The organism is Streptomyces sp. JLYT201 (assembly GCF_059448825.1).
In genome coordinates, this window is record NZ_CM182551.1 from 7,252,319 (window position 1) to 7,273,894 (window position 21,576).

At 74.3% G+C, this 21,576-nt stretch carries 24 protein-coding genes; 17 read left to right on the top strand and 7 right to left on the bottom strand.

The window, feature by feature from the left end; genetic code table 11:
* The first annotated feature begins 4 nt into the window (after positions 1 to 4).
* The 5 genes from AC5WAM_RS30700 to hisF are packed head-to-tail and all read left to right on the top strand — an operon-like array spanning position 5 to position 2,712.
* Positions 5 to 169, top strand: a complete 165-nt coding sequence (locus AC5WAM_RS30700; protein ID WP_171075704.1) for a CG2302 family histidine operon protein — start codon at positions 5 to 7, stop codon at positions 167 to 169.
* On the top strand, positions 166 to 816 hold the full coding sequence (gene hisH / locus AC5WAM_RS30705) for an imidazole glycerol phosphate synthase subunit HisH (RefSeq protein WP_216677545.1): 651 nt from the start codon (positions 166 to 168) through the stop codon (positions 814 to 816). The genes AC5WAM_RS30700 and hisH overlap by 4 nt, the downstream gene beginning before the upstream one ends.
* Complete coding sequence (gene priA / locus AC5WAM_RS30710; protein ID WP_366790744.1) at positions 816 to 1,556, top strand: bifunctional 1-(5-phosphoribosyl)-5-((5-phosphoribosylamino)methylideneamino)imidazole-4-carboxamide isomerase/phosphoribosylanthranilate isomerase PriA; 741 nt, start codon at positions 816 to 818, stop codon at positions 1,554 to 1,556. Before hisH ends, priA begins: the two co-directional genes overlap by 1 nt.
* Positions 1,553 to 1,960, top strand: a complete 408-nt coding sequence (locus tag AC5WAM_RS30715; RefSeq protein WP_366790743.1) for a RidA family protein — start codon at positions 1,553 to 1,555, stop codon at positions 1,958 to 1,960. The genes priA and AC5WAM_RS30715 overlap by 4 nt, the downstream gene beginning before the upstream one ends.
* Positions 1,957 to 2,712, top strand: coding sequence for an imidazole glycerol phosphate synthase subunit HisF (gene hisF, locus AC5WAM_RS30720; protein WP_366790742.1), 756 nt, complete (start codon positions 1,957 to 1,959; stop codon positions 2,710 to 2,712). The genes AC5WAM_RS30715 and hisF overlap by 4 nt, the downstream gene beginning before the upstream one ends.
* A gap of 31 nt (positions 2,713 to 2,743) precedes the next feature.
* On the opposite strand, the gene AC5WAM_RS30725 is transcribed toward hisF, so the two are convergent.
* Positions 2,744 to 3,379, bottom strand: a complete 636-nt coding sequence (locus AC5WAM_RS30725; protein WP_495519524.1) for a TIGR03085 family metal-binding protein — start codon at positions 3,377 to 3,379, stop codon at positions 2,744 to 2,746.
* Positions 3,380 to 3,462: 83 nt separating this feature from the next.
* Here AC5WAM_RS30725 and hisI point away from each other — a divergent pair, with 83 nt between their 5' ends.
* From hisI to lgt, 11 genes are all read left to right on the top strand, one after another.
* On the top strand, positions 3,463 to 3,828 hold the full coding sequence (gene hisI, locus AC5WAM_RS30730; RefSeq protein ID WP_495519525.1) for a phosphoribosyl-AMP cyclohydrolase: 366 nt from the start codon (positions 3,463 to 3,465) through the stop codon (positions 3,826 to 3,828).
* Positions 3,829 to 3,837: 9 nt separating this feature from the next.
* Positions 3,838 to 5,355 carry an anthranilate synthase component I gene (locus tag AC5WAM_RS30735; RefSeq protein ID WP_366790739.1) on the top strand — a complete coding sequence of 506 codons (1,518 nt, stop codon included), beginning with the start codon at positions 3,838 to 3,840 and terminating at the stop codon, positions 5,353 to 5,355.
* Between the two features lie 7 nt (positions 5,356 to 5,362).
* The gene (locus AC5WAM_RS30740) at positions 5,363 to 6,019 is read left to right on the top strand and encodes a TIGR02234 family membrane protein (RefSeq protein ID WP_366790738.1); all 657 of its coding nucleotides are present in this window, start codon (positions 5,363 to 5,365) and stop codon (positions 6,017 to 6,019) included.
* A gap of 109 nt (positions 6,020 to 6,128) precedes the next feature.
* Complete coding sequence (locus AC5WAM_RS30745) at positions 6,129 to 6,353, top strand: HGxxPAAW family protein (RefSeq protein ID WP_366790737.1); 225 nt, start codon at positions 6,129 to 6,131, stop codon at positions 6,351 to 6,353.
* A gap of 110 nt (positions 6,354 to 6,463) precedes the next feature.
* On the top strand, positions 6,464 to 6,901 hold the full coding sequence (locus tag AC5WAM_RS30750) for a DUF2752 domain-containing protein (RefSeq protein ID WP_495519526.1): 438 nt from the start codon (positions 6,464 to 6,466) through the stop codon (positions 6,899 to 6,901).
* 135 nt (positions 6,902 to 7,036) lie between these two features.
* Positions 7,037 to 7,846, top strand: a complete 810-nt coding sequence (gene trpC / locus AC5WAM_RS30755) for an indole-3-glycerol phosphate synthase TrpC (RefSeq protein WP_495519527.1) — start codon at positions 7,037 to 7,039, stop codon at positions 7,844 to 7,846.
* Positions 7,847 to 7,854: 8 nt separating this feature from the next.
* The gene (trpM, locus tag AC5WAM_RS30760) at positions 7,855 to 8,037 is read left to right on the top strand and encodes a tryptophan biosynthesis modulator TrpM (protein WP_366790735.1); all 183 of its coding nucleotides are present in this window, start codon (positions 7,855 to 7,857) and stop codon (positions 8,035 to 8,037) included.
* Between the two features lie 209 nt (positions 8,038 to 8,246).
* Positions 8,247 to 9,530 (top strand): tryptophan synthase subunit beta, encoded by a 1,284-nt coding sequence (gene trpB, locus AC5WAM_RS30765; protein ID WP_495519528.1) that lies wholly within the window; start codon positions 8,247 to 8,249, stop codon positions 9,528 to 9,530.
* A complete protein-coding gene (trpA, locus tag AC5WAM_RS30770) occupies positions 9,527 to 10,342 on the top strand; it encodes a tryptophan synthase subunit alpha (RefSeq protein ID WP_495519529.1) in 816 nt (271 codons plus the stop codon). The genes trpB and trpA overlap by 4 nt, the downstream gene beginning before the upstream one ends.
* A 75-nt stretch (positions 10,343 to 10,417) precedes the next feature.
* Positions 10,418 to 11,200, top strand: coding sequence for a DsbA family protein (locus AC5WAM_RS30775; RefSeq protein WP_366790732.1), 783 nt, complete (start codon positions 10,418 to 10,420; stop codon positions 11,198 to 11,200).
* A gap of 114 nt (positions 11,201 to 11,314) precedes the next feature.
* Positions 11,315 to 12,271, top strand: a complete 957-nt coding sequence (lgt, locus tag AC5WAM_RS30780) for a prolipoprotein diacylglyceryl transferase (protein WP_495519530.1) — start codon at positions 11,315 to 11,317, stop codon at positions 12,269 to 12,271.
* 11 nt (positions 12,272 to 12,282) lie between these two features.
* On the opposite strand, the gene AC5WAM_RS30785 is transcribed toward lgt, so the two are convergent.
* The 6 genes from AC5WAM_RS30785 to AC5WAM_RS30810 are packed head-to-tail and all read right to left on the bottom strand — an operon-like array spanning position 12,283 to position 20,096.
* On the bottom strand, positions 12,283 to 13,116 hold the full coding sequence (locus tag AC5WAM_RS30785) for an HpcH/HpaI aldolase/citrate lyase family protein (RefSeq protein WP_366790730.1): 834 nt from the start codon (positions 13,114 to 13,116) through the stop codon (positions 12,283 to 12,285).
* Positions 13,113 to 14,303 (bottom strand): CaiB/BaiF CoA transferase family protein, encoded by a 1,191-nt coding sequence (locus AC5WAM_RS30790; RefSeq protein WP_495519531.1) that lies wholly within the window; start codon positions 14,301 to 14,303, stop codon positions 13,113 to 13,115. The genes AC5WAM_RS30785 and AC5WAM_RS30790 overlap by 4 nt, the downstream gene beginning before the upstream one ends.
* A complete protein-coding gene (gene rbsK / locus AC5WAM_RS30795) occupies positions 14,300 to 15,226 on the bottom strand; it encodes a ribokinase (RefSeq protein ID WP_495519532.1) in 927 nt (308 codons plus the stop codon). Before rbsK ends, AC5WAM_RS30790 begins: the two co-directional genes overlap by 4 nt.
* Positions 15,226 to 16,653, bottom strand: a complete 1,428-nt coding sequence (locus tag AC5WAM_RS30800) for an ADP-ribosylglycohydrolase family protein (protein WP_495519533.1) — start codon at positions 16,651 to 16,653, stop codon at positions 15,226 to 15,228. The genes rbsK and AC5WAM_RS30800 overlap by 1 nt, the downstream gene beginning before the upstream one ends.
* Positions 16,653 to 17,795, bottom strand: coding sequence for an ADP-ribosylglycohydrolase family protein (locus AC5WAM_RS30805; RefSeq protein WP_495519534.1), 1,143 nt, complete (start codon positions 17,793 to 17,795; stop codon positions 16,653 to 16,655). The genes AC5WAM_RS30800 and AC5WAM_RS30805 overlap by 1 nt, the downstream gene beginning before the upstream one ends.
* 45 nt (positions 17,796 to 17,840) lie before the next feature.
* Positions 17,841 to 20,096 (bottom strand): ADP-ribosylglycohydrolase family protein, encoded by a 2,256-nt coding sequence (locus AC5WAM_RS30810; protein WP_495519535.1) that lies wholly within the window; start codon positions 20,094 to 20,096, stop codon positions 17,841 to 17,843.
* Positions 20,097 to 20,471: 375 nt separating this feature from the next.
* Here AC5WAM_RS30810 and AC5WAM_RS30815 point away from each other — a divergent pair, with 375 nt between their 5' ends.
* Positions 20,472 to 21,203 carry a VIT1/CCC1 transporter family protein gene (locus AC5WAM_RS30815; protein ID WP_172385474.1) on the top strand — a complete coding sequence of 244 codons (732 nt, stop codon included), beginning with the start codon at positions 20,472 to 20,474 and terminating at the stop codon, positions 21,201 to 21,203.
* Positions 21,204 to 21,576 lie beyond the last annotated feature (373 nt).

Sequence of the window (21,576 nt, forward strand, 5' to 3'; positions counted from 1 at the left end):
CCGCATGAACGGCATCTCCACCATGCTGATCTTCGTCGGGCTCTTCCTGCTCGGCGGCGTCTACTCCTTCGCCAAGCAGAAGCAGTCCAAGAGCCTGATCACGCTGCTCTCCATCGGCGCGGGCATGTGCCTGCTCGCGGGCATCGTCCGCCTGGAGGTGTGGAATTGACCTCCGCCGGATCCGCCAAGAAGGTCGTCGTCCTCGACTACGGCTTCGGGAACGTACGGTCCGCCGAGCGCGCCCTCGCGCGCGTGGGCGCCGACGTCGAGATCACCCGTGACTACGACACGGCCATGAACGCCGACGGCCTCCTGGTGCCCGGCGTGGGCGCCTTCGCCGCCTGCATGCGGGGCCTGCGGTCCGTGCGCGGCGACTGGCTCGTCGGGCGCCGCCTGTCCGGCGGCCGCCCCGTCATGGGCATCTGCGTCGGCATGCAGATCCTCTTCGCGCAGGGCATCGAGCACGGCGTCGAGACCGAGGGCCTCGACGAGTGGCCCGGCACCGTCGAGCCCCTGAAGGCCGACGTCGTGCCTCACATGGGCTGGAACACGGTCGAGGCCCCCGAGGGCTCCGAGCTGTTCCGCGGCCTGGCCGCGGACGAGCGCTACTACTTCGTGCACTCCTACGCCGTCCAGGACTGGTCCCTGGAGACCGCGAACCCCGCCATGCGCGCCCCCAAGGTCACCTGGGCCACCCACGGCTCGCCCTTCGTGGCGGCCGTCGAGAACGGCGCCCTGTGGGCCACGCAGTTCCACCCCGAGAAGTCCGGCGACGCCGGAGCGCAGCTGCTGAAGAACTGGATCGGAACCCTCTGATGGCCCCTCTCACGGCCCCGAAGCTCGAACTCCTCCCGGCCGTCGACGTCCGCGACGGACAGGCCGTCCGCCTCGTGCACGGCGAGTCCGGCACGGAGACCTCGTACGGCTCCCCCCTGGAGGCCGCCCTCGCCTGGCAGCGCGCGGGCGCCGAGTGGCTGCACCTGGTCGACCTCGACGCGGCCTTCGGCACCGGCGACAACCGCGACCTGATCGCCGAGGTCACCGGAGCCATGGACATCAAGGTCGAGCTCTCCGGCGGCATCCGCGACGACGCCTCGCTGGCCGCCGCGCTCGCCACCGGCTGCACCCGCGTCAACCTCGGCACGGCCGCCCTGGAGACCCCCGAGTGGGTCGCCAAGGTCATCGCCGAGCACGGCGACAGGATCGCCGTCGGCCTCGACGTGCGCGGCACCACGCTGCGCGGCCGCGGCTGGACCCGCGACGGCGGCGACCTGTACGAGACCCTGGAGCGCCTCAACGCCGAGGGCTGCGCCCGCTACGTGGTCACCGACATCGCCAAGGACGGCACGCTCCAGGGCCCGAACCTGGAGCTCCTGCGCACCGTCTGCGCGGCCACCGACCGCCCGGTCGTCGCCTCCGGCGGCGTCTCGTCCCTGGACGACCTGCGCGCCATCGCCGAGCTCGTCCCGCAGGGCGTCGAGGGCTCCATCGTCGGCAAGGCGCTGTACGCGAAGGCGTTCACCCTCGAAGAGGCCCTGGAGGCCGTGTCCCGATGACCGGTGTACGGCGCGTGCAGAGCAACAGCCCTTGGGAAGAGGCCTTCGGTTCCGCACGCGCCGTCGCGGCGGGCGACCGGGTCGTGGTCGGCGGGACCACGGCCTTCCGGGGCGACGTCCTGCACGGCGAGGGCGACCCCTACGAACAGGCCAGGACGGCCTTCGCGAACGCCCTCGAAGCGCTCGGGGAGTTCGGCCTCGGCGCCGACTCCGTGATCCGCACCCGCATGTATCTGACCCATGCGCGGGACGTCGACGACGTGGGCCGGGCCCACCGGGAGTTCTTCGACTCCGTGCGCCCGGTCACCACCCTCGTGGTCGTGTCCGGCTTCGTCGACCCGCGCATCCTGGTCGAAGTAGAACTCGAAGCATTCCGAGAAGTCCCTCAAGGAGCACCATCGTGACGCTCGCCGTCCGAGTCATCCCCTGCCTGGACGTCGACAACGGCCGGGTCGTCAAGGGCGTCAACTTCCAGAACCTGCGCGACGCGGGCGACCCCGTCGAGATGGCGAAGGTCTACGACGCCGAGGGCGCCGACGAGCTGACCTTCCTGGACATCACCGCCTCGTCCGGCAACCGCGAGACCACCTACGACGTGGTCCGCCGCACCGCCGAGCAGGTCTTCATCCCGCTCACCGTCGGCGGCGGCGTGCGCACCGCCGAGGACGTCGACAAGCTGCTGCGCGCGGGCGCCGACAAGGTCGGCGTGAACACCGCCGCCATCGCCCGCCCCGACCTGATCCGCGAGATCGCCGAGCGGTTCGGCCGCCAGGTCCTCGTCCTGTCGGTGGACGCCCGCCGCACGGAGTCGGGCACCTTCGAGGTGACCACGCACGGCGGCCGGAAGTCCGCCGGGATCGACGCCGTCGAGTGGGCCCACCGGGCCGCCGAGCTCGGCGCGGGCGAGATCCTGCTCAACTCGATGGACGCCGACGGCACCAAGGACGGCTACGACCTCGACATGATCGAGGCCGTCCGCAAGCACGTCACCGTGCCCGTCATCGCCTCCGGCGGCGCGGGCCGCCTCGACCACTTCCCGCCCGCCGTGGCCGCGGGCGCCGACGCGGTCCTCGCCGCGTCCGTCTTCCACTTCGGCGACCTGCGGATCGGCGAGGTGAAGGAGACCCTGCGGACGGCGGGGCACCCGGTGCGCTGACCCGCCCCGCGGCCCCCGCCGCCCGGCGGCGCTAGAGGCCCAGCTGCTTGGTCTCGTGGAGCTTGGCCACGGCCTCCTTGTCGCCCTCCAGCTCCACGTCCGCCACCTCCTGGCGGCCGAAGACGAACATCAGGAGCTCGGCGGGCTCCCCGGTTGCCGTGACCACCGGAGTGCCGCGGTGGGCCACCGCCGTCTGGCCGTCGGGCCGGCGCAGGACCAGGCCCACGGGCGCCTTGCGGCCCATGACGCGGGCCGTGCGCTCCAGGCGTGCCCACAGGGCGTCGGAGAAGACGGGGTCGAGGTCGCGCGGGGTCCAGCCGGGCTCGGCGCGGCGCACGTCCTCGGTGTGGACGTAGAACTCCACGGCGTTCGCCGCCTCGTCGACCTGCTTCAGATTGAAGGGCGAGAACCGTGGCGGGCCCGTGCGGATCAGCTGGATCAGTTCCTCGTACGGCTTCGCGGCGAACTCGGCCTGCACCCGCTCCAGACGGGACGCGAGCTGCTTGATCAGGATTCCGCCCGCGGCGTCCGCGCGCCGCTCGCGCACCACCACGTGCGCGGCGAGATCACGGGTGCTCCAGCCCTCGCACAGGGTCGGTGCGTCCGGTCCCGCCGCCTCCAGGAGGTCCGCGAGAAGGAGTCGTTCACGCTTGGCATGGGTCGACATGGGAGCCAGCGTACGACCGCGCGTGCGGTCCGCACAGTGGACCTCCGCGGGGCGCGCCGCCCGGGCGCGGCACAATGGCGGGCATGAGCAGCACGCCCGCACCCAGCAGCCTCGCCCCCGAGATCGCCGCCCGCCTCAAGCGCGGCGCCGACGGCCTCTTCCCCGCCGTCGCCCAGCAGTACGACACCGGTGAGGTGCTGATGCTCGGCTGGATGGACGACGAGGCGCTGCACCGCACCCTGACCACCGGACGCTGCACCTACTGGTCGCGCAGCCGCCAGGAGTACTGGGTCAAGGGGGACACCTCCGGACACGTCCAGCACGTGAAGTCCGTCGCCCTCGACTGCGACGCCGACACCGTCCTCGTCAAGGTCGACCAGGTCGGCGCCGCCTGCCACACGGGCACGCGCACCTGCTTCGACGCCGACGTGCTCCCGCTCGGCCAGTAGGGTCGCCCCATGGATCTTGAGACCTTCCGCAAGCTCGCGGCCGACCGCCGAGTGATCCCCGTCAGCCGCCGGCTCCTCGCCGACGGCGACACCCCGGTCGGGCTCTACCGCAAGCTCGCCGCCGAGCGGCCCGGCACCTTCCTCCTGGAGTCCGCGGAGAACGGCCGCGCCGACTTCCTCTGGTCTCGCTACTCCTTCGTCGGCGTGCGCAGCTCCGCCGCCCTGACCGTGCGCGACGGCGAGGCCCACTGGCTGGGCACCCCGCCGGTCGGCGTGCCCACGTCCGGCGACCCGCTCGCCGCGCTGCGCGCCACCGTCGCCGCCCTGCACACCCCGCGCGACCTCACCGGGGCCGAGGGCCTGCCGCCCTTCACCGGCGGCATGGTCGGCTACCTCGGCTACGACATCGTGCGCCGCCTGGAGAAGATCGGCCCCGGCGAGGTCGACGACCTCGGCCTGCCCGAGCTGACCATGCTGCTGACCAGCGACCTCGCCGTGCTCGACCACTGGGACGGCTCGGTCCTGCTCATCGCCAACGCGATCAACCACAACGACCTCGACACCGGCGTCGACGAGGCCCACGCCGACGCCGTGGCCCGGCTCGACGCCATGGAGGCCGATCTGTCACGGCCGGTCGCGCAGCCCCCGGCCGCCCTTCCGCCCTCCGCGCTGCCGGAGTTCACCGCCCGCTGGGGCGGCCCTGAGTACCAGGCCGCCGTCGAGGACATCAAGGAGCGCATCCGCGCGGGCGAGGCCTTCCAGGTCGTGCCCTCGCAGCGGTTCGAGACGCCCTGCGCGGCCAGCGCCCTGGACGTCTACCGGGTGCTGCGGGCCACCAACCCCTCCCCGTACATGTACCTGCTCCGCTTCGACGGGTTCGACGTCGTCGGATCGAGCCCCGAGGCCCTGGTCAAGGTCGAGGACGGGCGCGCCATGGTGCACCCCATCGCCGGGACCCGCCCGCGCGGCGCCACGCCCAAGGAGGACCAGGAGCTCGCCGACGAGCTTCTCGCCGACCCCAAGGAGCGCGCCGAGCACCTGATGCTCGTCGACCTCGGCCGCAACGACCTCGGGCGGGTCTGCGAGCCGGGCTCCGTCGAGGTCGTGGACTTCATGTCCATCGAGAAGTACTCCCACGTCATGCACATCGTCTCGACGGTCACCGGCCGCGTCGCCGCCGACCGCTCCGCCTTCGACGTGCTCACCGCCTGCTTCCCCGCGGGCACCCTCTCCGGCGCCCCCAAGCCCCGCGCGATGCAGATCATCGACGAGCTCGAACCCGCCCGGCGCGGCCTGTACGGCGGCTGCGTCGGCTATCTCGACTTCGCGGGCGACTCCGACACCGCCATCGCCATCCGCACCGCGCTCCTGCGCGACGGCACCGCCTACGTCCAGGCCGGGGCGGGCGTCGTCGCCGACTCCGACCCCGTCGCCGAGGACACCGAGTGCCGCAACAAGGCCGCCGCCGTGCTCCGCGCCATCCATACCGCGAACCGCCTGCACGCCGCCGCGGGCCGTGAGGGATAGTGGACGGGTGACTTCTGCCCTGCCGACGCCCCGTACCGAGGACGCACCCCAGGCCGCCGCGGGCCGTACCGCGCGCGGCGGCGGCCGCCGCAGCCTCGCCGCCGCCCTGCTGCTCGGCGCCGCGGGCGCGGCCCTCGCGCTGCTCGCCTCCCGGCAGTCCTGGGCGCACGGCTCCACGGCCGTCGCGGGCGGCGACTTCCCGCTGACCGCAAAGGGCAGCGACGTCACGGGCGTGCCCGCCGCGCTCGCGATAGTCGGCCTGGCCGCGCTCGTCGCGGTCTTCGCCGTCCGCCGCGCCGGGCGCGTGCTCGTGTCGGCGCTGCTCGCCCTCAGCGGCGTCGGCATCGCCGTCGCGGCGCTGCTCGGCGCGAGCGACCGCGCGGCCCTCGACGACAAGGCCGCGACCGCCTCCGGCGACGCCGCGGCCGAGGTCGCCGGGCTCAGCCACACCGGCTGGCCGTACGCGGCCGTGGCCGCCGGCGTGCTCATCCTGGCCGCGGGGCTGCTCGCCCTGACCCGCGGCCGCGCCTGGCCCGCCATGTCCGGCCGCTACGAGCGCGACGGCGCCCCGCGCCCGCGGGCCCGCCGTGCCCCGGACCCCGACCGCCCCGAGGACCTGTGGAAGGCCATCGACCGGGGCGAGGACCCGACACAGGCCGGCTAGCGGCCGTGCCGACCGGCCGGGACACCCCGGCACAGGGCATGATCCCGCGTACGGGACAATGGACCCAGCGTTCAACACACGCACAGCCACAGCTAACGAGGAGCAAGTCATGGCGGGACATGGCCACGGACACACCCCGGCCGCCTGGACCGGTGTCATCATCGCCTTCATCGGTTTCTGCGTCGCGGGTGCCTTCATGGTGATGGCGAAGCCCGTCGGCTTCTGGGCCGGCATGGCGATCATCCTCGTCGGCGGCATCGTCGGCGGCGCGATGCGCCTCGCGGGCTTCGGGCAGAAGCCGCACCAGCACCAGGTGGCCGGCTCCGAGAGCTGACCGCGCGCGTACGCCGACGGGGCGGCCGGGACACTCGTCCGGCCGCCCCGTCGGCGTACCGCCCGGGTGCCCGGACGGCGCCCCGGCGGCCCGCGGGGGACAATGCCCCGGTGACCGCCGAACAGGAGACCGCCGTGCCCACGGGCGCGGGCCCCGCGCTGCGCCGCCTCGCCGTGCCGCTCGGCGTGCTCGGCTCCGTCGCCGCCGCCTTCGCGTACGTCGCCACCGTCGACCCCAACGAGCCGGGCCACTACCCGACCTGCCCGCTGCTGTACTTCACGGGCGTCTACTGTCCCGGCTGCGGCGGGCTGCGCAGCGCGTACGCCTTCGCCCACGGCGACCTCACCACGGCCCTCGGCGCCAACGCCGTCGCCGTCGTCGGCTACGGCCTGTTCGCCGTCCTGTGGGTGCTCTGGGCCGTCCGGGCGGTGCGCGGCAGACCCGTGCGGATCGAGCTCGGCCGGGCCCAGCTGTGGGCCGTCGGCACCGTCCTCGCGATCTTCACCCTCGTACGCAATCTGCCGTTCGGGTCCTGGCTGCACCCCTAGCGGCCCCCGGGAGGCCCCCGCTGAACCGGCGTAGAGTCCAGGTAGTGAGAGCCTCGTCAACCGGATGCGAGTACTACGCCGTGCTGCGGATACCATCGCAGTGACCATCGGAAAGCAGGGAAGGGGGCCGCTCGCGTGAGTGTGCTCGACGAGATCATCGACGGAGTCCGTGCCGACCTCGCACAGCGGCAGGCGCGCGTCAGCCTCGACGAGCTCAAGGAGCGCGCGGCGAAGGCCCCGGCGGCCAAGGACGGCGCGGCCGCACTGCGCGGTGACGGCGTCAAGGTCATCTGCGAGGTCAAGCGCTCCAGCCCGTCCAAGGGCGCGCTCGCCGCGATCGCCGACCCGGCGGGCCTCGCCGCCGACTACGAGGCGGGCGGCGCCGCCGTCATCTCCGTGCTCACCGAGGAGCGCCGCTTCGGCGGCTCGCTCGCCGACCTGGAGGCCGTGCGCGCCAAGGTCGACATCCCGGTGCTCCGCAAGGACTTCATCGTCACCTCGTACCAGCTGTGGGAGGCCCGCGCGTACGGCGCCGACCTCGCCCTGCTGATCGTCGCGGCCCTCGACCAGCCCGCCCTCGAGTCGCTGATCGAGCGCGCCGAGTCCATCGGCCTCACCCCGATCGTGGAGGTCCACGACGAGGACGAGGCCGAGCGCGCCCTCGACGCGGGCGCCCGCGTCATCGGGGTGAACGCGCGCGACCTGAAGACCCTCAAGGTCGACCGCGCCACGTTCGAGCGCGTCGCGCCCGAGCTGCCCGACTCCGTGGTGAAGATCGCCGAGTCCGGCGTGCGCGGGCCGCACGACCTCATCGCCTACGCGAACGCGGGCGCCGACGCGGTGCTCGTGGGCGAGTCCCTCGTCACCGGCCGCGACCCGAGGGCCGCCGTGTCCGACCTGGTCGCGGCGGGCGCCCACCCGGCCCTGCGGCACGGCCGGAGCTGACCCGGCCCATGTCCGCCGAACGCCTCGCCGCCACGCGCGACCCGTACGCCCGCCTCGCCCGCGGGTGCCGGCCGCGTGGCTGCCGGGCGCCCGCGCGGCGGGTGCACGGGCGGCGCGTGCGGTACGTCATCGGGGACGAGCCCGGGCAGGTGAACGGGATGCGATGGCGCCCGGGCGGCGCGCGCCCCTGACCCCCGCGTGCGGCTGGTCCGGCACCGCCGGACCGCTCTGCCGGGGTTGCTCGCCGTCGCGGCGGACTTTGGTTCCCCAAGCCCACCCCTTCCCGAGACCGGGGGCTCTGCCCCCGGACCCCCGGAGCGGGTGGGAGGTTCCGCCGCGACGCGGCTGCGCGCAGACGGTCACCCACGTTCGCCCACGCAGACAATGAGGTACCCAGCACATGCCCAGCGAGTTCTTCATCCCGGACCCGGACGGCCAAGTCCCCAGCGCCGAAGGCTACTTCGGCGCCTTCGGCGGCAAGTTCATCCCGGAGGCCCTGGTCGCGGCAGTCGACGAGGTGGCCGTCGAGTTCGACAAGGCGAAGGCCGACCCCGAGTTCGCCCGGGAGCTCGACGACCTGCTCGTGAACTACACGGGCCGCCCCAGCGCCTTCACCGAGGTGCCGAGGTTCGCCGAGCACGCCGGTGGCGCCCGCGTCTTCCTCAAGCGGGAGGACCTCAACCACACCGGCTCCCACAAGATCAACAACGTACTCGGGCAGGCCCTGCTCACCCGGCGGATGGGCAAGACCCGGGTGATCGCCGAGACCGGCGCGGGCCAGCACGGCGTCGCCACGGCGACGGCCTGCGCGCTCTTCGGCCTCGACTGCACCATCTACATGGGCGAGATCGACACCCGGCGCCAGGCGCTGAACGTCGCCCGCATGCGGATGCTCGGCGCCGAGGTCATCGCGGTGAAGTCCGGCAGCCGCACGCTGAAGGACGCCATCAACGAGGCCTTCCGCGACTGGGTCGCCAACGTGGACCACACCCACTACCTGTTCGGGACCGTGGCCGGACCGCACCCGTTCCCCGCCATGGTGCGGGACTTCCACCGCGTCATCGGGGTCGAGGCCCGGCGGCAGGTCCTGGAGCGGGCCGGACGCCTTCCCGACGCCGCGATCGCCTGCGTCGGCGGCGGCTCCAACGCCATCGGCCTCTTCCACGCCTTCATCCCGGACACCGGCGTCCGGCTCATCGGGTGCGAGCCCGCGGGCCACGGCGTCGAGACCGGCGAGCACGCGGCCACGCTGACCGCGGGCGAGCCGGGCATCCTGCACGGCTCGCGCTCCTACGTCCTCCAGGACGAGGAGGGCCAGATCACCGAGCCGTACTCCATCTCGGCGGGGCTCGACTACCCGGGCATCGGCCCGGAGCACGCCTTCCTCAAGGACAGCGGCCGCGGCGAGTACCGGGCCGTCACGGACGACGCCGCCATGCAGGCCCTGCGCCTGCTCTCCCGCACCGAGGGGATCATCCCGGCGATCGAGAGCGCCCACGCGCTCGCGGGCGCCCTGGAGGTCGGCCGGGAGCTGGGCAAGGACGGCCTGATCGTCGTCAACCTCTCCGGGCGCGGCGACAAGGACATGGACACGGCCGCGCGCTACTTCGGCCTGTACGAGACCGACGCCGAGGTCGCCGCGGACGCCGCGGGCACCGCCGAGATCGAGGAGGACGCCAAGTGAGCGGCAACGTCCAGCTGTTGAGCGACACCCTCGCCGCCGCCAGGGCCGAGGGCCGGGCCGCGCTCATCGCGTACCTGCCCGCGGGCTTCCCGACCGTGGACGGCGGCATCGAGGCGATCAAGGCCGTCTTCGGCGGCGGCGCGGACGTCGTGGAGGTGGGCCTGCCGCACAGCGACCCCGTCCTCGACGGACCGGTCATCCAGACCGCCGACGACATCGCCCTGCGCGGCGGCGTCAAGATCGCGGACGTGCTGCGCACGGTGCGCGAGGCCCACGCGGCGACGGGCAAGCCGGTCCTCGTCATGACGTACTGGAACCCCATCGACCGCTACGGCGTGGAGCGCTTCACCGCCGAGCTCGCCGAGGCGGGCGGCGCGGGCTGCATCCTGCCCGACCTGCCCGTCCAGGAGTCGGCGCTGTGGCGCGAGCACGCGGCCAAGCACGACCTGGCCACCGTCTTCGTCGTCGCGCCGAGCAGCAAGGACGAGCGGCTCGCGACGATCACGGCGGCGGGCTCCGGCTTCGTGTACGCCGCCTCCCTGATGGGCGTCACCGGCACCCGCGTCTCGGTCGGCGCGCAGGCCGCGGACCTGGTCCGGCGCACCCGCGCCACCACCGACCTGCCGGTCTGCGTCGGCCTCGGCGTCTCGAACGCCGAGCAGGCCGCCGAGGTGGCGGGCTTCGCCGACGGCGTCATCGTCGGCTCGGCCTTCGTCCAGCGGATGCTCGACGCGAAGGACGAGACGGCGGGCCTGACGGCGGTGCGCGACCTCGCGGGCGAGCTGGCCCGGGGCGTGCGCGAGAGCTTGTAGTACGGGCGGTAGCTCGTACGGGTGGACCTGGACCGGGGAGGCGCGCTCGCGCCTCCCCGGTTCGTTTGGTCCCGTATGAGCGAGAAGAACCGTGAGGGTAAGCGCACGGCCCGGGAGCGCCTGGCCGAGGAGCGCGAGCGGCAGAAGAGAAGCGACAAGCGGCGCCGCGCGCTGCTGGTGAGCGCCGCCGTCGTCGGCGTCCTGGCCCTGGCCGCGGTCGGCGGCCTGCTCGCGGCCAACGCGGGGGACGACGACAAGAAGAAGGACACCTCGGGCCCGCTCGTCGCCCCCACGGGCGCGGTGGGCAAGGACGAGCTGGCCATCCAGTCGGGCAAGGACGGCGCCAAGTCCACCCTCACCGTCTGGGAGGACTTCCGCTGCCCGGCCTGCAAGCAGTTTGAGGACGGCTACCGTTCGACGATCAATGACCTCGTGGGCAAGGGCAGCCTGAAGGTCCAGTACCACCTCGCGACCCTCATCGACGACAACATGGGCGGCTCCGGCTCCCTGCGCGCCGCCAACGCCGCGGCCTGCGCCCAGGACGCGGGCAAGTTCGCGCCGTACCACGACGTGCTGTTCGAGAACCAGCCCATGGAGACCGACGACGCCTTCGCGGACAACGACAAGCTGATCGAGCTCGCGGGCAAGGTCGGGGGGCTCGACACGGCCGCCTTCAAGAAGTGCGTCACCGACGGCACGCACAACAGCTGGGTGACCAAGTCCGACAAGGCCTTCGAGGACGCGGGCCTGCGCGGCACGCCCACGGTCCTGCTCGACGGGAAGAACATCTTCGGGGACCAGAAGAACCCGCTGACCCCCGCCAAGCTCAAGGCCGCCGTGGAGAAGGCGAACGGCTAGCGGGCGCCCGCCCGGCGGCGACCGGATCTTGACCCGCCGCCGGGCCCCTGTTGCGGACCCGTTGTCGGGCTGGTTGCCGCCGCCCCCGCCCGGCAGGGTAGCGTCGACCCTGCCATGGAATTTGCCTACATCCCCAGCCCCTCGCGCGGAGTGGTCGACCTCGGCCCCATCCCGCTGCGCGGCTACGCGTTCTGCATCATCATCGGCGTGTTCGTCGCCGTGTGGCTCGGCAACAAGCGGTGGGTCGCCCGTGGTGGGCAGCCCGGCACCGTGGCCGACATCTCTGTCTGGGCGGTGCCCTTCGGCCTGGTCGGCGGCCGCCTCTACCACGTGATCACGGACTACCAGCTGTACTTCGGCGACGACCGTGACTGGGTGGACGCCTTCAAGATCTGGGAGGGCGGCCTCGGCATCTGGGGCGCGATCGCGTTCGGCGCGGTCGGCGCCTGGATCGGATGCCGCAGGCGCGGCATCCCGCTGCCCGCCTGGGCCGACGCGCTCGCCCCCGGCATCGCCTTCGCCCAGGCGATCGGCCGCTGGGGCAACTGGTTCAACCAGGAGCTGTACGGCAGGGCGACCGACGTCCCCTGGGCGCTGAAGATCACCAGCTCGGACGACGGCCGCGTCCCCGGCACCTACCACCCGACGTTCCTGTACGAGTCGCTGTGGTGCGTCGGCGTCGGACTGCTCGTCCTCTGGGCGGACCGGCGCTTCAAGCTGGGCCACGGCCGGGCCTTCGCGCTGTACGTCGCCTCGTACTGTGTGGGCCGCTTCTGGATCGAGTACATGCGCGTCGACGACGCGCACGAATTCCTCGGCCTGCGCCTGAACAACTGGACGGCGCTGCTGGTCTTCGTGCTCGCCGTGGTGTACCTCGTGCTGTCGGCCCGGCTGCGGCCGGGGCGCGAGGAGATCGTGGAACCGCTGCCCGGCGGAGCCACCCCCGACAGCGAGAAGGCCGAACCGTCGGACGCCCTGTCCAAGGCCGGGGCCCAGAAGACCGGGGCCGAGAAGGCCGGACTGGACAAGGCCGGGTCCGACGGCGAGGCGGAGTCCGCCTCCAAGGGCTGAGGCCGGGGCGGCTACGGCGTGCGCCGGGACAGGGCGAGGGTCCGGTGGGCCTGCTCCACCACTGCGCGGTCCACGAAGCGGCCGTCGGGGAGCGCCTGCGCCCCCTGCTCCGCGGCCGCCGCCTTGAGGACCTCCTCCGCCCGCTCGACCTCCTCCGGTGTCGGCAGATAGGCGCGCTCGATCACCGGCAGCTGGCGCGGGTGGATCGCCGCGCGGCCGAGCAGCCCCAGGGCGCGGCCCCGGGCGCAGGACGCCGTGAGGCCGTCCAGGTCGCGGACGTCGGGGTAGACCGACTGGGCGGGCGGCGGCAGTCCGGCCGCCCGGGCCGCCACGACCACGCGGGAGCGGCACCAGTCCAGCCCCGCCTCGTCCCGTACGCCGAGGTCGGCGCGGAGGTCCGCCTCGCCGATGGACACACCGCGCAGCGCCGGATGGGCGGTCGCGACGGCGAAGGCCCGCTCCACGCCCAGGGCGGATTCCAGCAGGGCGTACAGGGCGGGGGCGCCGCCGTCCAGGGGAGCGGCCCGCTCGGCGGTGCGGATCACGTCGGCGGCCGAGGCGACCTTGGGCAGCCGCAGGCCCGCGAGGCCGGGCAGCGGGGCGAGCGCCGCCAGATCGGCGTCGGACGGGGGAGTGCCGAGGGCGTTCACGCGGACGTGGACCGGTACGGGGCCCGGCTCGGCGAGCAGCTCGGCGGTGGCCGCGCGGGCGTAGGCCTTGCGGTCCAAAGCCACCGCGTCCTCCAGGTCGACGATGACCACGTCCGCGCCCGCCACCAGGGCCTTGGCCACCACCTCGGGCCGGTCGCCGGGGACGTACAGCCAGGTCAGCGGAAGCGGCCTCACAGGGCGCCCGCCGTGCGCAGCGAAGCGATCTCCGCGGCCGTCAGGCCGAGCCCGGTGAGGATCTCGTCGGTGTCGGCGCCGTGCGGGCGGCCCGCCCAGCGGATCGCGCCGGGCGTCTCGGAGAGGCGGAACAGCACGTTCTGCATGCGCAGCGGGCCGAGCTCCGGGTCGGGGACCGTGGCGAGGGTGCCGAGGGCCGCGTACTGCGGGTCCGTCATCACGTCCCGTACGTCCTGGACCGGGGCCACCGCCGCCTCCGCCTTCTCGAAGGCCTCGACGACCTCGGCGCGGGTGTGCCGGGCGATCCAGGAGCCGACGGCCTCGTCGAGGACGTCCGCGTGGGCGGCGCGGCCGGCGCCCGTGGCGAACCACGGCTCGTCGGTCAGCTCGGGGCGGCCGACCAGGCGCAGGACGCGTTCCGCGATCGACTGGGCCGACGTGGACACCGCGACCCAGCCGCCGTCGGCCGTGCGGTAGGTGTTGCGGGGCGCGTTGTTCGTCGAGCGGTTGCCGGTGCGCGGCTGTACGTGGCCCAGCTGGTCGTACCAGAGCGGCTGCGGGCCGAGGACCGTGAGGATCGGCTCGATGATCGCCATGTCGACGACCTGACCCCGGCCCGTGCGCTCGCGGGCCGCAAGGGCCGTCATCACCGCGTACGCCGTGGCGAGCCCCGCGATGGAGTCCGCGAGGCCGAACGGCGGCAGCGTGGGCGGCCCGCCGGGCTCGCCGGTCACCGCGGCGAAGCCGCTCATCGCCTCGGCGAGGGTGCCGAAGCCGGGGCGGCGCGCGTACGGCCCGAACTGCCCGAAGCCCGTGACGCGGGCCAGGACCAGGCGCGGGTTGGCCGCGCTCAGCTCGTCCCAGCCCAGGTCCCACTTCTCCAGGGTGCCCGGGCGGAAGTTCTCCACGAGCACGTCCGCGTCGGCGGCCAGGCGCAGCAGGGTGGCCCGGCCGCCGGGCGTCGACAGGTCGAGCGTCATCGTGCGCTTGTTGCGGCCGAGCAGCTTCCACCACAGGCCGACGCCGTCCTTCGCCGGGCCGTGGCCCCGGGACGGGTCGGGGCGCGTGGGGTGCTCGACCTTGATGACGTCCGCGCCGAAGTCGCCGAGGAAGGTGGCGGCCAGGGGCCCCGCGAAGAGGGTGGCGAGGTCGACGACGCGCAGGCCGTCCAGCGGGGGCCGCGTCACCGTCCGGCCTCCGCCGCCGCGCCGGTCCCGGCGCCCGCCGCCGCGTCGATCTCCGTGCGGTACGGCATGGCGGCGGCCGCGCCCGGGCGCTGCACGGACAGCGCGGCGGCCGCCGAGGCCCAGCCGAGCGCGGCCGGCATCGGCCTGCCCTCGCCGAGCGCCACCGCGAGCGCGCCCACGAAGGTGTCGCCCGCGCCCGTGGTGTCCACGGCCGTGACCCGGGGCGCGGGCACCGTGACCGGCTCGGCGCCGCGCGCCGCGTACAGGCTGCCCTCGGCGCCGAGCGTGACGACGACCTCCGGGACCCGGTCGAGGAGCGCGTGGGCCGCCGCGTGCGGGTCCGCAGCGCCGGTGAGGACGGTGGCCTCGTGCTCGTTGGGGATCAACAGGTCGGTGGTGTCGAGGAGTTCGGGCGGCAGGGGCTGCGCGGGAGCCGGGGTGAGGACGGTGCGCACGCCGTGGTCGCGGGCGTAGCGGGCGGCGGCGACGACGCCGTCGAGCGGGATCTCCAGCTGGAGCAGGAGCAGGTCCGCGGAGGCGATGAGCGCCTCGTCGCCGTGGGTCAGGCCGGTCAGCGTGGCGTTGGCGCCGGGCACGACCACGATCGCGTTGCCGCCGTCGTCGTCGACGACGATGTGCGCGGTGCCGGTCGCGCCCTCCACGGTGCGCAGCAGGTCGGTGTCCACGCCCGAGTGCTCCAGGGCGGTGCGCAGCCGGCCGCCGAAGGCGTCGGTGCCGACCGCGCCGATCATCGAGGCGGTGGCGCCCGCGCGGGCCGCGGCGACGGCCTGGTTGGCGCCCTTGCCGCCGGGGAAGGTGCGGAACGCGCGGCCGGTGACGGTCTCGCCGCGCCGCGGGGCCTCGGGCACGTAGGCGACCAGGTCCATGTTGGTGCTGCCCAGGACGACGATGTGGGGGGCCATCAGGGGGACGTCTCCTCTACGAGGCGATGGTGCTGGTGATGGGGCTGGTGATGCTGGGTCAGTTGGGTGGTCAGGTCGGCCAGTTCGTCGAAGCCGACGCCGTCGAAGGCGCCGACGGACGTGGACAGGCGGTTCTTCAGCGGGGCGGTCCAGCGGGCCGGGAGCGCGTCCGGGTGCCCGGCGAGCAGGCCCGCGACCGAACCGGCCGTCGCGCCGTTGGAGTCCGTGTCCCAGCCGCCGGAGACCACGCGCGTGATGGAGCCGGTGAAGTCGCCGTCGGCGTGGGTGAGGGCGGCCGCGAGCAGGGCCGCGTTCGGCACGACGTGGACCCAGTGGTAGTGGCCGTACGCGGCGTGCAGGGCGTCGGCGACGTCGTCGAAGCGGCGTGTCGTACGGGCCAGTTCGATGCCGTGCCCGACGGCGCGGGCGAGGCGGGACTCCGGCGGGACCACCGTCAGGCCCGCCGCCAGGCAGTGGTGGACGTCGCCGCTCCCGGACGCGGCCCGGGCGATGGTGGCCGCCGCGAACATCGCGCCGTACACGCCGTTGCCGGTGTGGGTCAGACACGCGTCCCGCCGGGCCTGTTCGGCGGCCGCCGCGGGGTCGCCGGGGTGGGTCCAGCCGTGCACGTCGGCGCGGATCAGGGCGCCGATCCACTCGCGGAACGGATTGCGGTGCCGGGCCGTGCGGGGCGGTACGACGCCGTTGAGGAGGTTGCGGTACGCGACGCGCTCGGCGGTGAAGGTGCGGGCGGCGGGGAGCTCGTCTAGCCAGAGCGCGGCCACGTCCGCCGTGGTGAAGCCGGGGCCGTGGCGGCGCAGGAGCAGCAGGTTCAGGAGCGGGTAGTTGAGGTCGTCGTCCTCCGGCATGCCGTCGATGTTCTCGGCCAGGGAGGTGGGGGCGGAGCGGCGGTTCCAGGGGTGGCGGGCGAGGAGCTCGGGCGGGACGCCCCGGGCGGTGAACCAGGTGGTCAGGGGCCAGTTGCCCGCGGCTTCGGCGAGGGCGCGGATGGCGTGCCGGGGGAGCTTCTCCACGGGTTTGCCCAGGAGGCAGCCCGCGGCGCGGCCGAGCCAGGCGGCGTGGACGCGGGCGCGGTGCCCTCGTGGGGGCGCCCCCGGCCCGCCCCTTCCCGAAACCAGGGGCTGCCGCCCCTGGCACCCCGCTTCATCGCGCTGCGCGTTCGTCCGCACACGCCGGACGGGCTGGATGTCCGCTTGCGCGCCGTCCAATTCCGCCAAGAGGTCTTCCGCCAGGGCCCGCAGGCGGGGTGGGGCCGGATGGGGGGACGTGCCCGAGCGGGGTGGGGTCGGGTCGCCGCCCGCGGCCAGCCAGCGGGCCCGGGCCGCGGTGACGTCGCGGCCCTCCTCCTCGGCCTGGCGGAGTTCGTGGGCGATGAGGTCCTCGGCCTGGAGCCAGCTGAGGCGCATCAGGGGGCGCCGCCCGTCAGGGACGCGAACGCGTGCTCGTGGGCGCGGCGGCGGGCCCGGTCCTTGGCGAAGACCTCCTCGGTGACCGCCGTCAGGGCGCGGGCCGGGGCGCGCAGGTCCAGGCGGCTCGCCTCGGCCACCCGCTTCGACCAGTCGGGCGGGACGGCGGCCTCGCCGCGCAGGGCGCCCGCGAGCGCGCCGCTCATCGTGGCGATCGAGTCGCAGTCGCGGCCGTAGTTCACCGAGCCGAGCACGGTGGCGCGGTAGTCGCCGTCGCCGATCAGCAGCATGCCGAGCGCGACGGGGAGTTCCTCGATGGCGTGCAGCCGCGAAGGGCGGCGGGCGCCCAGGGACGGCGCGCGGTAGTCGGGGCCGACGGTGTCGAAGGGGGCGACCGCCGCGCGCAGCGGGCGCAGCGCCGTCTCGTACGCGCGGTGGCGGGCCGCCGCGTCCGCCACCGCCTCGATCGCCGCCCGGGTGCCGTCCTTCGCCAGGGCCAGACAGGCGTCGATCACCGTGGTGGGCGTGGCGCCGGGCGCGCAGGCCGCCGCCACGGCCGCCGCGAAGACGCCCGCCGCCTCCCGTCCGTACGACGACTGGTGCGCGCCCGCCACGTCCAGGGCCTCGGCGTACGCGGCCTCGGGGTGGGCGGCGTTGACCAGGCCGACCGGTGCCATGTACATCGCCGCGCCGCAGTTGACGATGTTGCCGGTGCCCGCCTCGCGGGGGTCCACGTGGCCGTAGTGCAGCCGGGCGACGAGCCACTTCTCGGCGAGGAAGAGGCGGTGCAGGGGCAGGGCCTCGGCTTCGAGCTCCGGGATCCAGCGCGGGTTCGTCATCAGGTCGGGGACCAGGTGGTCGGCGATCGCGTACGCGTCCAGGTGGTCGCGTACGGCGGCGTACACGCGGACGAGCGCGTGCGTCATCAAGGTGTCGTCGGTGACGTGTCCGTCGCCCTTGTGGTACGGGGCGACGGGGCGGGCCGTGCGCCAGGCGTCGCCGTGCCAGGGGCCGACGATGCCGTGGACCGGGCCGCCGTGCCGGTCCGCGATCTGCTCGGGGGAGTAGCCCTCCACGGGGCCGCCGAGCGCGTCGCCGACGGCCGCGCCCACGAGGGCCCCGGTGACACGGTCCTCAAGCAACGTCCTCTTCGGTGATGGCATCTCCGGATCGCCCTCCTGGGGTGGTCAGTGCGTACGGGTCAGATGTCCGGCCAGCTCCACGAGGTCAGTACCCGCGAGGCGGGGCAGGGCACAGCCCGACAGGGTGCGGCAGGACGCGCGCCAGCTGTCGGGGATCGCGGCGGCCGTGCCCAGGACGCCGGTCAGGGCCCCGGCGAGTGCGGGCGCCGAGTCCGCGACGCGCGACAGGCAGGCGGCGGCGGGCACCGCCTCGCGGACCCGGCCGCGGGCCGCGGTGGCCAGGGCCAGGGCGACCGGGACGGTCTCGGCGGCGGCGATGCCGTAGCTGTAGACGTGGTCGACGATCTCGTGCTCCAGGAGCGGGACCAGGGCGAACGTGGCGTCGGCGGCGGGCGCGCAGGTGCGGGCGAGCTGCACGGCGTGCCGGGCGTTGCGGCCGATCTCGGTGTGCTCGGGGAGCTGGGCGAGGGCGGCGTCCACCGCGGCGTCGGGTCCGGCGCCGCCGAGGGCGGCCGCGACCGCCGCGGCCATCGCGCGGGCACCGTGCACGCCGTCGCCGTCCTGGGTGTAGCGGGCGTCGAACTCGGCGAGCCCGGCGGCCCGTTCGGGGTCGCCGGGGTGCACGAGGGCGAGGACGCAGGCGCGTACGCAGGCCGCGTCGTCGAAGAAGTGCGGGTTGTCGTGGCCGGTGGCGGGCGGGGTGAGGCCCGCGGCGAGGTTGCCCAGGCCCGCGCGCACGGAGATGCGGGCGCGCAGGGGCAGGACTGCGGACTCCACCTCCGGTGCGCGGGCCGCCGCGGCGGCCACCTCGCTGGCGAGGGCGTTCCAGGACAGGGCGAGGGTGGCGCGGGTGCGGCGGTCCCTGGTGAGGGCGGGGTCGAGGGTGCCGTCCGCCGCGCGCAGGACGGATTCGGCGGTGAGCGCGGCCCATTCGGCGTCGTCCGAGGGGCCGAGGCGCAGGGGTTCCGGGGGCTGGTTGAGGGCGATGGGGACGGGGAGGGTGGTGGTGGCGTTGTGCTCGGCGAAGGTGTCCAGTTCGCGGGTGAGGCGGCGGGTCCAGTCGGGCATGCGGGTCGCCCTGTGCCGGGCCGATGGCCAACCGGCGGCGTCGCCCGCGGCGAGGCCCAGCAGGAGGCCCTCGACCTGGGCTCCGTCCAGGGCCCGCTTGCCGGGGCTGCGCCCCGGGCCCCGGGGCTTGGTTGCACGGTTGCTCGGCACCTCGGGCTGTGCCCACCCTTCCCCAAGCTCTCGGCTTCGCTCGAGCAGGGGAGACCCCACTCGCCCTGCGGGACGATTGCCCACAGCGGAGACGGACGCTAGGAGCTCCGCCACCTCCAGTACGTGGTGGCCCCGCATGGAAGGGAGGCAGGTGCCCCTTACCGGGCCGATCGCCCGGGACCATTCCGGGGGGATGGCGGCGGCGCCGCAGGTGGCGCCCGCCAGGGCGCCCGCGACCGCCGCGGTCGTGTCCGCGTCGCGGCCCATGTTGACCGCGGTGAGGACGGACCTCGCGAAGTCGCCCTCGGCGGCCGCGTACGCGCCGAAGGCGAGGCCCACCGCCTCGGGGGCCAGGTCCGTCCAGGGGTAGCCGCCGATGACGACCGCCGAGCGGACCGCGCGTTCGCCCCGGTGGGCCACGGCGACGGCGCGGCGCAGGGAGCGCGCGGTCCAGGAGTCGTACGGGATGACGGACAGGGCCGCGGCGACCACCGTCTCCACCGGGGCCCCGGCCATCGCCGCCGCGACGCCCGCCGCGACGGCCCGGCCGCCGTGGATGCCCTCGCCGTCGTGGCTGACGGTGCCGTCGACGGCGACCAGGCGGGCCGCCTCCGCGGGGCACCCCGCGGCGAAGACGCCGAAGGGCGCGGCCCGCATCGCGAGGCCGTCGCTCCAGGCGTGCCGGTGCTGGGCGGAGATGGGGGCGGCCAGGCCCCTGCGCAGGTTCTCCAGGGTGCCGCGTTCGCTGAACCCTGCGCCCCGGAAGGGGCCTTCGTCCAGGTCGGCGATCCACCGGTGCCAGGCGCGCTCGACGTGCGCGACGGTGAGGGCCGAGCCGTGCCGGGCGAGCAGCAGGCCGGAGAAGATCGCGTACTCGGTGTCGTCCGTGCCCGCGGGGCGCTCGGCGACGTACCCGGTGATGCGGCCCCAACGGCGGCGGATCTCGGACGGCTTCAGATTCTCGGCGGGCGCGCCGAGCGCGTCGCCGACCGCGAGACCGAGCATCGCCCCGCGGGCCCGCTCGCGCAGGCCGCCCGCGCCGTCGGGCGCCGGGACCGGGGGAACACAGGCGATGGACGCCATGCCCTGCCTCCCATCGCGCTGAGTACCGCTGAGTACTGCCGCGTACCGCTGAGTACTGCCGCGTGCCGCCGCGTGCCGCTGCGTGCCGCTGCGTGCCGCTGCGTGCCGCTGAGTCGTGCTGGGAGCATCCCTGCCACGCCGAGCCACTCATGTGAGCATGCAGGCGCTCAGCATCACTCCTTCGGCATGTCCGCGACGGCTCCGCGCGGGCCGCCCGTGCGGGCTCACAGGGGTGTGTTTTCGCAGGTAAGTACGGCCTTCCTTGCTGGCGGGAGCGATTTTTCGCGCGTACTTTCGAGATCGCCGACGGGGTTTCACCGACGGGATTCCAGAGCGACGTCGAAACGTTCGGCGCGACTATGAGGGGGCCGCACCATGGCGATCATCGAGACCGAAGCGACACTGCACGAGGCGCACCGCGACAACCACACCCACCGTGACGTCAACGGCGGCTGGCTGCGCCCGGCCGTCTTCGGGGCCATGGACGGCCTGGTGTCCAACCTCGCCCTGATGACGGGCGTCGCCGGCGGGGCCGTGTCGCAGCAGACCATCGTGATCACCGGGCTCTCCGGGCTCGCGGCCGGGGCGTTCTCCATGGCCGCGGGCGAGTACACGTCCGTCGCCTCGCAGCGCGAGCTGGTGCAGGCCGAACTGGACGTGGAGCGCCGCGAGTTGCGCAAGCACCCCAAGGACGAGGAGCAGGAGCTGGCCGCGCTCTACGAGTCCCGCGGCGTCGAGCCCGCGCTCGCCCGCGAGGTGGCGCGGCAGCTGTCGAAGGACCCCGAGCAGGCCCTGGAGATCCACGCCCGCGAGGAGCTCGGCATCGACCCGGGCGACCTGCCCTCGCCGGTCGTGGCGGCGGTCTCGTCCTTCGGCTCGTTCGCCCTCGGCGCGCTCCTGCCCGTGCTGCCGTACCTCCTTGGCGCCGGCGCGCTGTGGCCCGCGGTGCTGCTCGCGCTCGTCGGCCTGTTCGCGTGCGGCGCGGTCGTCGCCAGGGTGACCGCCCGTTCGTGGTGGTTCAGCGGGCTGCGGCAGCTCGTGCTCGGTGGTGCGGCGGCGGGTGTGACGTACGCCCTGGGCAGTCTGTTCGGGACGGCCGTAGGATGACCGACCGCAGGGGTATGCGGAATGCCGTACAAGTATCCGTTTCCGGACTGTTTCGATGCGCTGACCGGCGGGCATGAGCCGTAAGCGCTGCGGGCAATGAGGCCTGTGGTCGCTCCGGGCCAACGGTCACCGATCTGCCCGCTCAGGCCCCTCTTCGCCGCCCTCCATCCCCAGGGCGCTGTCCAGATACTGGAATGAAGTATCCGCTTTTCGAGAAGCGGCCCATCATGTAACCTGCACGAAATTTCGCCAGGGCCAACGTCGTCCCTCGCCGCCCGCGCCCCCAGAGCCTGGGAGGTGCCCCACCACGACGACGGGAGTGCCGATGCGTTCCGACGCCTGGTCGCCCATGGACGGTCGCCCCGCCCCGCAG